The 9921-nt window shown below is 76.0% G+C and carries 10 protein-coding genes; 6 read left to right on the top strand and 4 right to left on the bottom strand.

From position 1 onward, the window contains the following. A partial coding sequence (locus SSBG_RS04445; RefSeq protein ID WP_008745023.1) for a dihydrofolate reductase family protein occupies window positions 1-749 on the bottom strand: 749 nt, incomplete at its 3' end. A 36-nt stretch (window positions 750-785) separates the two neighbouring features. Here SSBG_RS04445 and zapE point away from each other — a divergent pair. Then, complete coding sequence (gene zapE, locus SSBG_RS04450) at window positions 786-1892, top strand: cell division protein ZapE (RefSeq protein WP_037871078.1); 1107 nt, start codon at window positions 786-788, stop codon at window positions 1890-1892. Between the two features lie 3 nt (window positions 1893-1895). After that, on the top strand, window positions 1896-2192 hold the full coding sequence (locus SSBG_RS34230) for a hypothetical protein (protein WP_008745025.1): 297 nt from the start codon (window positions 1896-1898) through the stop codon (window positions 2190-2192). A 35-nt stretch (window positions 2193-2227) separates the two neighbouring features. On the opposite strand, the gene SSBG_RS04460 is transcribed toward SSBG_RS34230, so the two are convergent. After that, window positions 2228-2899, bottom strand: coding sequence for an AIM24 family protein (locus tag SSBG_RS04460; RefSeq protein ID WP_037871079.1), 672 nt, complete (start codon window positions 2897-2899; stop codon window positions 2228-2230). 106 nt (window positions 2900-3005) lie between these two features. Here SSBG_RS04460 and SSBG_RS04465 point away from each other — a divergent pair, with 106 nt between their 5' ends. The 4 genes from SSBG_RS04465 (at window position 3006) to SSBG_RS04480 (ending at window position 8091) form a co-directional block, all read left to right on the top strand. Next, the gene (locus SSBG_RS04465; RefSeq protein ID WP_037871080.1) at window positions 3006-3719 is read left to right on the top strand and encodes a peptidyl-tRNA hydrolase; all 714 of its coding nucleotides are present in this window, start codon (window positions 3006-3008) and stop codon (window positions 3717-3719) included. 128 nt (window positions 3720-3847) lie between these two features. Further along, a complete protein-coding gene (locus SSBG_RS04470) occupies window positions 3848-5137 on the top strand; it encodes a DUF692 domain-containing protein (RefSeq protein WP_008745028.1) in 1290 nt (429 codons plus the stop codon). Window positions 5138-5353: 216 nt separating this feature from the next. After that, window positions 5354-6112 carry a TIGR04222 domain-containing membrane protein gene (locus SSBG_RS04475; protein WP_008745029.1) on the top strand — a complete coding sequence of 253 codons (759 nt, stop codon included), beginning with the start codon at window positions 5354-5356 and terminating at the stop codon, window positions 6110-6112. Between the two features lie 272 nt (window positions 6113-6384). Beyond that, the gene (locus SSBG_RS04480) at window positions 6385-8091 is read left to right on the top strand and encodes an alpha/beta hydrolase (protein ID WP_037868928.1); all 1707 of its coding nucleotides are present in this window, start codon (window positions 6385-6387) and stop codon (window positions 8089-8091) included. A gap of 161 nt (window positions 8092-8252) precedes the next feature. On the opposite strand, the gene hemQ is transcribed toward SSBG_RS04480, so the two are convergent. Further along, window positions 8253-8969 carry a hydrogen peroxide-dependent heme synthase gene (gene hemQ / locus SSBG_RS04485; RefSeq protein ID WP_037868930.1) on the bottom strand — a complete coding sequence of 239 codons (717 nt, stop codon included), beginning with the start codon at window positions 8967-8969 and terminating at the stop codon, window positions 8253-8255. Window positions 8970-8986: 17 nt separating this feature from the next. Then, on the bottom strand, window positions 8987-9921 hold a 935-nt coding region (gene hemG / locus SSBG_RS04490), incomplete at its 5' end, for a protoporphyrinogen oxidase (RefSeq protein WP_234010360.1).

Below are 9921 nucleotides of genomic sequence, written 5' to 3' on the forward strand. Positions count from 1 at the left end.
CCGTCCTCGGTGAGGATCGAGGCGGGGCGCAGCCGGGCGGGCGGGGCGGGGGCCGGGGCGGCGTGGGCGATGCGGCTCGCCTCGCCCGCCGCGAGGAACGGGGAGACGGTGAGGCACAGTTCGTCCACCGCGTCCGCCGCGATGAGCGTGCCGAGCAGGTGCGGGCCGCCCTCGGCGAGCTGGCGGCGCAGGCCGCGCGCGGCGAGCACGGCGCGCACCCGGCCCGGGTCCGCTCCCGGTCCCGGGCCCGTGACGACGACCTCGGCGCCGGCCTCCTTCGCGGCGGCGACCCGCTCGGCGGGGGCGTCGGCGCCGGTGAGCACGAGCGTGGGGACGACGGGCGCGGTGAACAGGGGGGTGGTGAAGTCGAGGTCGAGCGTGGCCGAGACCACGGCGATCGCGGCGGCGGGCGCCTGCCCGGCGGCCTCGCGCGCCGCGGCGAACGCCTCCCGCGCCTTCGCCGGGCGGTAGCCCTCGGCGCGCACCGTCCCGGCCCCGACCACGACGACGTCCGCGAGGGCCCGCAGCACCCCGAAGACCCGCATGTCGGCCGGTCCCGAGATGCCCTGCGAGCGCCCGTCGAGCGAGGCGGCGCCGTCGAGCGTCGTCACCATGTTGGCGCGCAGGACCCCGCCGTCCGGCAGCGGCTCGGGGTAGGCGTACAGCGCGGCGAGCTCGGCGAGTGACCACACGTGGTCGGTGCCGGTCGCGGAGGGTGCCGGGTCGGTCACGGGGAACAGGCGTCGCATGACGGCAGTCTCGCACGGCGCCTAAGCTGGGTGATCGTGTCCACCTCCTCGCCCTCGTCCGCGCCCATAGCCGAGGCGCGGCCCCTGTCGCTGTGCGCCCGCGAGCCCCGCGTCCCCCCGGAGCGCCTGGTCGCCGAGCTGGTGCCGCCGCCGCGTTTCGACGCGGTCCGCTTCGGCACGTACGTGCCCGACCCGAAGCAGCCGAGCCAGTCGGAGGCCGTACGGGAGCTGTCCGCGTTCGCGGCCTCGCTCGGCGCGGCGCCCGCCGCGACCGGCAGGCGCGGGTGGTTCGGGCGCAAGGCCCGTACCGGCGCCCCGGCGGCTCCGCGCGGTGTGTACCTCGACGGCGGCTACGGCGTCGGCAAGACGCACCTGCTCGCCTCGCTGTGGCACGCGACCGACGCGCCGCCGGAGAAGAAGGCGTTCGGGACGTTCGTGGAGCTGACGAACCTCGTCGGCGCGCTCGGCTTCCAGCAGACGGTGGCGACGCTGAGCGGCCACCGGCTGCTGTGCATCGACGAGTTCGAGCTGGACGACCCGGGCGACACGGTGCTCGTCTCCTCGCTCCTCGCGCGACTCGTGGAGGCGGGCGTGGCGCTCGCCGCGACGTCGAACACGCTGCCGGGCAAGCTCGGGGAGGGCCGCTTCGCCGCGCAGGACTTCCTGCGCGAGATCCAGGGCCTGTCCGCGCACTTCCGGGCGCTGCGCATCGATGGTGACGACTACCGGCACCGGGGCCTGCCCGAGGCGCCCGCGCCCTTCACCGAGGAGCAGGTCAGGGGGGCGGCGGAGGCGACGCCGGGCGCGAGCCTCGACGCCTTCCCCGCGCTCCTCGGCCACCTCGCGCGCGTGCACCCGAGCCGCTACGGGGCGCTCACGGACGGGCTGAGCGCGGTGTGCCTCACCGGGGTCGCCCCCGTGCCCGACCAGTCGACGGCGCTGCGCCTCGTCGTCCTCGCCGACCGGCTCTACGACCGCGAGGTCCCCGTTCTCGCCTCGGGGCTGCCCTTCGACCGGCTCTTCTCCCAGGAGATGCTGGACGGCGGCTACCGCAAGAAGTACTTCCGCGCGATCTCGCGGCTCACGGCGCTCGCGCGGGACGCGAAGCCGCTCGTGGCGCCTGACGACGGCGCGGAGGGCTGAGGGATGACCGGGCGGCAGGCGGACGGGGCGGGGGCGGAGCGCGTGGACGAGGACGGATCGCGGGCGGAGGGGCCGCGGGTGGACGGGCCGCACGCGGAGGGGCCGCGCGTGGACGGGCCGCACGCGGAGGGGCCGTCCGTGGACGGTTCCGGTGACGGCGCCGGGCGGGAGCCGGCCGGGCCCCGCGCGGCGTGCGTGCTGTGCCAGGAGCCGAGCGAGTACCCCGAGTCGCACCGGGGCATCACGCTCTGCGTGCGCTGCGCGTGGCTGGAGGGCCAGCGCACGGCCTGCTCGGGCTGACGGCCCGGCCGGGTCCGGTCCGCCGGGGCACGTCCTCAGCCGGACCGCTGCTCCGGCCTGGCCTCGCTCGGCCGGACGATGACGAACCCGTCGCCGTCGAGCCGTAGCTGGACCGCCTCGCCGGAGCCGCCGCGCAGCATCGAGCCGACGCTCTGCGAGCGGTGCAGGCTCGTGTGCAGGTGGGCGCTCCAGCCGACGATCGCGTCGGTGTCGACGAAGACGGGCTGCCCCTGCCCGACCGGGATGACGAGCGGGTGCCCCTCGCACATGAGGCCGAGCTTGCCCTGTCCCGTGAAGACGCTGTTGAAGAGCCCGCCGCCGCTCATCCCCGCGCCCTTGACCGTCTTGATCTCGTAGCCGAGGCCCGGGTCGAAGCACAGCACGTTGCGCCCGTTGACGGTGAGCTGGTCGCCCTGCTCGATCTCGACCACGAAGACGTTCTGCGCCTCGTGCGCGAACCACGCCTCGCCCTCGCCCGCGACGGACATGAGCGGCAGGCCCTCGCCGGTCACCGCGCGCTTGAGCAGGCCCCCGACGCCCTGGCCCTTGCGCTCGAAGCGCAGGTCGCCGCGGAAGGCGATCATGGCTCCCTGCCGCGCCATCATCTCGCCGCGCACGACGTACTTGAGGGTCTTGGGGTTCTCCACCGTCAGCCCGGGTACGGCGGAGCGGGCGAGGAAGTCGGCACCGAACAGATCGCTCTTCATGCGCCCCATCATGGCGGGGCGGGCGCGGCGCGCCAAGCGGTCCGGGCCCGGTGCCGCGGCCGGGGAGCGCGGCGGCGCCGGGCGGGCCCCTGGCAGACTGGAGGGCGTGACCAGCAGCGACTTCCCTCCCCCGCCCTTCACCGAGGCGCACTCGCCCCGGGACGAGGCGCCCCAGTTCGTCCTCCCGCTCGTGCTGCACCTGGAGAAGACGGCGCCCCCGGCCCGTACCGACGCCCTGGAGACGGCGGCCCGCGCGGTGCTCGCGCTGCTCGCCGACCCGCGCGCCGGCGGCGAGGGGCCGTGGGCCGGGGCGGTGCGGGACTGGCAGGACGCCCGAATCCGCAAGGTCGTCCGGCGGGCGCGGGGCGCCGAGTGGCGGCGCGCGGAGGCCCTGGAGGGGCTGACGCTGCGCGGCGGGAGCGCCGAGGTGCGGGTCTACCCGCCGATCCCGCTCGACGGCTGGCCCAAGGACCTCGCGAAGCTCCAGGTGTCGGGTACGGAGCTGAGCGACCCGGAGCCGCCCGCCGCGCCCGCGCCCGGCACTCCGGTCGTGTGGCTCAACCCGGAGGTGGAGATGTCGGCGGGCAAGACGATGGCGCAGGCGGGGCACGCGGTGCAGCTCGCCTGGTGGGAGCTGGACGAGAAGCGCCGCACCGCCTGGGCGGAGGCGGGCTTCCCGCTCGCGGTGCGGACGGCGGACGGGGAGCGGTGGCGCGCGCTCGTCGCGGCCGGGCTCCCCGTGGTCCACGACGCGGGCTTCACGGAGGTCGTGCCCGGCTCGGCGACGGCGGTCGCGGACCTGCGGGGATTCGCGGGCTGAGGGACGCGGGACGCGGCGCTCCCGTCCCGAACCTCAAGTACGGCTCTGAGAACGTCCCGCGCGCGGTTGGCCCGCTCCCCCGGCGGTCATCACCCCTTCGCGAGACGTACGACAGGAGGGGGACGGGGATGACGGCCGTGGAGGCGGGCGCGGCGCGGGCGGGCGTGCGGCTGGGGACGGGGATCGGGTGGCGGCCCGAGATCGCGGAGGCCGTCGAGCGGATGGACGTGGACTGGGTCGAGGCCGTCGCGGAGAACATCTGTCCCGGGCACGTACCGGAGTCGCTGCTGCGGCTGCGGGCGCGCAACGTGACCGTCGTGCCGCACGGCGTCGGCCTGGGGCTCGGAGGCGCCGGGCGGCCCGACCCGGGGCGGCTCGCGGCGCTCGCCGAGCGGGCCGAGACCCTGGGCGCGCCGCTCGTCACCGAGCACATCGCCTTCGTACGGGCGGGCGCGCTGGAGGCCGGTCACCTCCTGCCCGTGCCGCGCACCCGCGCGGGGCTCGCGGTGCTCTGCGAGAACGTCCGCATCGCGCAGGACGCGCTGCCCGTGCCGCTCGCGGTCGAGAACATCGCGGCGCTCTTCACGTGGCCCGGCGAGGAACTGACCGAGGGGCAGTTCCTGTACGAGCTGGTGGAGCGGACCGGCGTACGGCTCCTCATCGACGTCGCGAACCTCCACACGAACCAGGTCAACAGCGGCGAGGACGCGGTGCGCGCGCTGGACGAGCTGCCGCTCGAAGCGCTCGCGTACGTGCACGTCGCGGGCGGCGTGCTGCGCGAGGGGGTGTGGCACGACACGCACGCCCATCCGGTGCCGCCGCAGGTCCTCGCGCTGCTCGGCGAGCTGTGCGCGCGGGCCGAGCCGCCGGGGGTGCTCCTGGAGCGGGACGACGACTTCCCCGCGGCGGCGGAGCTGGAGGGCGAGCTGCGGGCGATCCGCGAGACGGTCCGCGGCAGCGCGGCACCGGCGCGCGGCAGCGGGGTCGGGCCCCGGAGCGGGGCCGCACTCGTGGCCGAGGAGACGCGGGAGCGCCTAGCCGCCGAGCAGTCCGCGCTGCTCGCCGCGCTCGTCGCGGGCGGTCCCGCGCCCCGGGGGTTCGACGCGGAGCGCCTCGCGGTGCAGGCGAGCGCGCTCGCGGGCAAGCGCGGGCAGATCGTCGGCAAGGTGGCACCCGAGCTGCCGCGCCTGCTCGGCGCGGACTACCGGGCGGCGTTCCGCGCGTACGCGACGAGCCGTCCGCCGGCCGGCGGTTATCGCCGTGACGCGCTCGACTTCGCCGCGCACGTCCTGGAGCACCCAGGCCCCTCCCTGTCCACCCGCACCCTGCGCGCGCTCGCCCGCTGGCACGCCGACCGCTCGGGCCCGGTCCCGCCGCGCGGCGGACTGCGGCCGGTGCTGCGACGGCGGGCGGCGTAAGGGGTTCCGGCGCACGGGATTCCGGCGGGCGGGATTCCGATGAGCGGGATTGCGATGGGCGGGATTGCGATGGGCGGGATTGCGATGGGCGGGATTGCGGCGCACGGGATTCCGGCGGGTGGACCACGCGGGTGCGCCCGCGCGCGTGCCGCACGTCACCGCGCGACTGTGAGCGCCGTCATGGCATGACCGGGGCAACGGCGTTACAAAGCGGAGGTGTTGTGGATACCGGTCCTGCTGCTGGCCGCTGCGGCCTCCGTCGTCGCCTGTGCGCGGCTCTTCCGTGCGGCCGTGCGCGCCGCCGATCCCCGTTTCCGGCTCACGGCGGGCCGGGGTGAGCCGGGAACGCGCCCGCTCGGTCTCGCGGAGACCGCGTTCCTCGTGGGTGGTCCCGGGCGCGTCGCCGAGGTGACACTCGTGGCGATGGCGCGGCGCGGGCGGCTGCTCCTCGCGCACACCGGCTGGGCGACGGCGGTCGCCGACCGTCCGGCGGACGCGCTGGAGCGCGCCGTCCTCGGGGCGCTCGGCCCGGGCCTGCAACTGCCGGTCGCGGAGTTGCGCGCGGCGGTGGCCGGTTCGGCGGAAGTGCGCGAGCTGGGCGAGCGCCTGGGCGCGTCGCGGCTCGCGGTCCCGGCGGAGATCCGGGCACTCGTCGCGGGGGCGCTGCGGCAGTTGCGGCGCACGGTGCTCGCCGTGGCGGCGGCCGGGCTCGTCTCGCTGGTGTTCCTGCCGCACGGCGGGCACTCGGCGGCCGAGGTCGCGGGCTGGTTCGGGCTGCCGCTGCTGCTCGGCGCGGGCAGCCTCGTCATCGCGCGCGTCGATCTCGCCCCGTACGGACGCTGGGCGACGCCGCTCGGCGCCGAGGCGGTGCGCGGAGCGGCGAACCACGAGACGCTCGCGCTCGCGGTGCACGGGCTGCGCGCGGTGCACGAGCCGCAGTTCCGGGCCGCGCTCACGGTCCGTACGGCGGCCTGAGCGACACCGCCGACTCCGGAAGGGCTGGAACGGGCTGGAACGGGCTCAAGGACCGTTCGCACCGACAGGGGCCATCTCCCCGGCACCTGGCCGCCTGCCCGGCACGCGGCCATCTCCCCGGCACAGGCCGTCTCCCTGCCACGGGCCGTCTCCCCGACACGGGGCGGCGGTCCTTTACTTCGCCCCTTCTCGTACGAATTATCCCTTTTATCGTTTCTTCGTCCCGCCGCCCGCTGCCCGCCGCAGTGGGGCGGCGGAAGGGATCGCCCCGTATGAGAATGCCCCGCAGGCCCGTCCCCCGGTCCGTCCTCGTCCCCGCCGCCGGTTCGCTGCTGCTCGGCTGCCTGGGCGCGGCCCCGGCGGGCGCGCAGCCCCCTGCCCCCTCCCCCGCCCCGTCCGCCGCGCGGCAGCCCGCCGGGGTCGGGACGAGCGTCGCGCGGGCCGCCCCGCGCGGCATCACCTTCGGCACCTGTCCCGCCGTCGAGCAGATGCCGCGCAGCGTGACGTGCGGGACGGTCGAGGTGCCGCTCGACTACGCGCACCCGGACGGCGAGCAGATCCGCCTCACGGTGAGCAGGATCGCGGCGACGGGCGCGCCCGCGAAGGCGGGCGGGAAGCGCACGGCGCGGCAGGGCGCGCTGCTCTTCAACCCCGGCGGACCGGGCGGCTCGGGGATGTACTTCCCGCTGCTCGGCGCCTACCCCGAGTGGAAGAAGCTCGCCGCCGCCTACGACTTCGTGGGCTGGGCGCCGCGCGGCGTGGGACGCTCGGCGCCGCTGAGCTGCCAGGACCCGAAGGAGTACGCGACGGCGCCGGACACCTCGCCGGTGCTGCCGGGCGAGGCGTACAAGCGGGAGCGGCTCGCTCGGGCGGAGGCGTACGCGAAGGGGTGCGCGAAGCGCGCGGGCGCGAAGCTGCGCCACTACACCTCGCTCAACAACGCGCGCGACCTCGAAGTGCTGCGCGCGGCGCTCGGCGAGCAGGACCTCAACTTCATGGGCGCCTCGTACGGCACGTACCTCGGCGGCCTGTACGCGACGCTCTTCCCCGGGCACGTGCGGCGCATGGTCCTCGACTCGGCGGTCGATCCCGGTCCCGAACAGGTCTGGTACCGCAACAACCTCGACCAGTCCTTCGCCTTCGAGCGGCGCTGGACGGACTTCACCGACTGGGTCGCGCGCCACGACGACGCCTACCACCTCGGGACGAGCGGTACGGCGGTACGCGCCGCCTACGACAAGGTGCGCGAGCGCCTCGCGCTGCGCCCGGCTGGCGGCAGGGTGGGCCCGGCCCAGCTCCAGGCCGCGTTCCTCAAGGCCGCGTACTACGACGACTACTGGGTCTCGCGCGCCGAGGTCCTCTCGCGCCTCGTCGTCGCCAAGGACGAGAAGCCGCTCCTCAAGCTCGCCGCGCCGCCGAGCGCCGCCGCCGCGAAGGCGGACGAGAACGGGACGGCGGTCTACACGGCCGTGGAGTGCAACGACGCGGCGTGGCCCACCGACTTCGCGACGTGGGACGAGGACAACACGCGCCTGGCCTCGGTCGCCCCCTTCGAGACCTGGGACAACGCCTGGATGAACCTGCCCTGCGCCTCCTGGCCGGCGCCGCGCCAGCGCCCGCTGGACGTCGGGGTGCGCCCCGGCGTGCTGCCGCCGACGCTGATCCTGGCCGCCGAACGGGACGCGGCGACGCCCTACGAGGGCGCGCTCGAACTCCGCCGCCGCCTGAGCGGCGCGGCGCTCGTCACGGAACGCGGCGCGGGCACGCACGGCATCGCGGGCGGCGCGAACCCCTGCGTCAACAAGGCGGTCGACACGTACCTCCTGACGGGCCACGTCCCCGCGAACGGCACCCTGGACTGCGCCCCCCACAAGGAACCCCGCCCGGCCCCCGCCCCGAAGGACGCGCCGACGCCGGACCGGACGGCCCCCGGCGACATGGTGACAGGAAGGGCACGCGAGGCCCTGCGAGAGAGGTGAGCGGCACCTGAGTGCACGGGGGACGACGCGGGACCGCGCATCACCGTAGGCCCGGCCCCCGAGGGGGCACGAAGGCGTGGCGGATACGTGTCCCTTCGGAGGCCACCGGCGACCTCGCCGCGTGCGACGGGACCGGCCCGGCGGCGGCCGGGCCGGGTCGCTCAGGCCAGGCCCTGGACCAGTTCGGTCACCGAGCGGCGGCGGCCCGTGTAGAAGGGGACCTCCTCGCGGACGTGGCGGCGGGCCTCGGAGGCGCGGAGGTGGCGCATGAGGTCCACGATGCGGTGCAGTTCATCGGCCTCGAAGGCGAGAATCCACTCGTAGTCGCCGAGCGAGAAGGACGCCACGGTGTTGGCGCGCACGTCGGGGTAGCCCCGCGCCATCCGGCCGTGGTCGGCGAGCATCGCGCGGCGCTCCTCGTCGGGCAGCAGGTACCAGTCGTACGAGCGCACGAAGGGGTACACGCTGACGTAGGCGCGCGCGTTCTCGTCGGCGAGGAACGCCGGGATGTGGGACTTGTTGAACTCCGCCGGGCGGTGCAGCGCCATGTTCGACCAGACCGGCTCCAGGGCGCGGCCGAGGCGGGTGCGGCGGAAGAGGTTGTACGCCTCCTGGAGTTCGTCCGAGGTCTCGGCGTGCCACCAGATCATGAGGTCCGCGTCGGCACGGAGCCCGGAGACGTCGTACGTGCCGCGCACGGTGACGTCCTTCGCGGCGAGCTGGTCGAAGAGGTCCTGGACCTCCTCGGCGTACCCGGAGCGGTCCTCCGGCAGTAGGTCGCGGAGCTTGAAGACGGACCACAGGGTGTAGCGGATGACCTCGTTGAGGTCCTTGGCCTTCTTGCCCGCGTTGGGGATCTTCTCAGGAGCAGCACTCATGTCTCTATCTTCCTCGTTCACTCTCCGCGCGCCGACGCGGGGGCGGGCGCACGGCCCGCCCCGCCCGGCACGCCCTCGCCCACCGTGCCCGCCCCGCCGAGCAGGGCGTCCACCGCCTCCCGCGCGCTCGCCACGCACGCCGGGATGCCCACGCCGTCGTAGGCCGCGCCGCACACCGCGAGGCCCGGGAGCTTCGCGACGTGCTCGCGCACGCGCGCGACACGGGCCTGGTGGCCGACCGGGTACTGCGGGAGCCCGTCGTTCCAGCGTGTCACCACGGAGGCGACGGGCCGCGCGTCGAGGCCCGTGGCGAGGCGCAGGTCGCGGCGCGACAGGCTCACCAGCTCGGCGTCGTCGCGCGCGAGGTCGGCGGTGTCGCCGTGCCGCCCCAGCGAGGTGCGCAGGACGAGCAGGTCCGGGTTCTCCTCGTCCACCCACGCCCACTTCTGGCTGCTGAACGTGGACGCCTTGATCGTGCGCCCGTCGACGGGCGGCACGAGGAAGCCGCTGCTCCCGGCGGGCAGCGCGCCGGTGTCGGCGCGGCGGTAGGCGAGCGTGACGAGCGCCATCGAGGCGTACTCGACCGCGCGGAGTTCGGCCGCCGCCGCCGGGGACTCGGCGTCGAGCAGGCGCGCGGCGCGCGGCGCGGGGAGCGCGAGGACGATCGCGTCCGCCTCGATCACGCCGCCGTCCGTGAGGACGACGCGCCAGGCGCCGGGCGTGCGGCGCAGTTCCTCGGCCGCCGTGCCGGTGCGGATCTCGCCGCCCCGGTCGCGCACGGTGCGGGCGACGGCGAGCGGCAGGGTGCCGAGACCGCCCTTGAGGCCCTGGAAGACGGGGCCGCCGGGCTGCTTGCCGCCCGTCGCCCCGGCGGCGCGCGCCGCGGTCGCCTGCGCCGCGCGCACCGCGTCGGTCAGCCGCGGGTGCTCCCGGGCGGTCTTCCACAGCTGCG

The organism is Streptomyces sp. SPB074 (assembly GCF_000154905.1).
Classification (GTDB): domain Bacteria; phylum Actinomycetota; class Actinomycetes; order Streptomycetales; family Streptomycetaceae; genus Streptomyces.

What these genes read in the sequence shown, in the direction of transcription:
- SSBG_RS34230 (WP_008745025.1), top strand. Translation starts at nt 1,896, where the DNA reads ATGACCGGGCGGCAGGCGGACGGGGCGGGGGCGGAGCGCGTGGACGAG.
- SSBG_RS04460 (WP_037871079.1), bottom strand. Translation starts at nt 2,899, where the DNA reads ATGAAGAGCGATCTGTTCGGTGCCGACTTCCTCGCCCGCTCCGCCGTA.
- SSBG_RS04470 (WP_008745028.1), top strand. Translation starts at nt 3,848, where the DNA reads ATGACGGCCGTGGAGGCGGGCGCGGCGCGGGCGGGCGTGCGGCTGGGG.
- SSBG_RS04480 (WP_037868928.1), top strand. Translation starts at nt 6,385, where the DNA reads ATGAGAATGCCCCGCAGGCCCGTCCCCCGGTCCGTCCTCGTCCCCGCC.
- hemQ (WP_037868930.1), bottom strand. Translation starts at nt 8,969, where the DNA reads ATGAGTGCTGCTCCTGAGAAGATCCCCAACGCGGGCAAGAAGGCCAAG.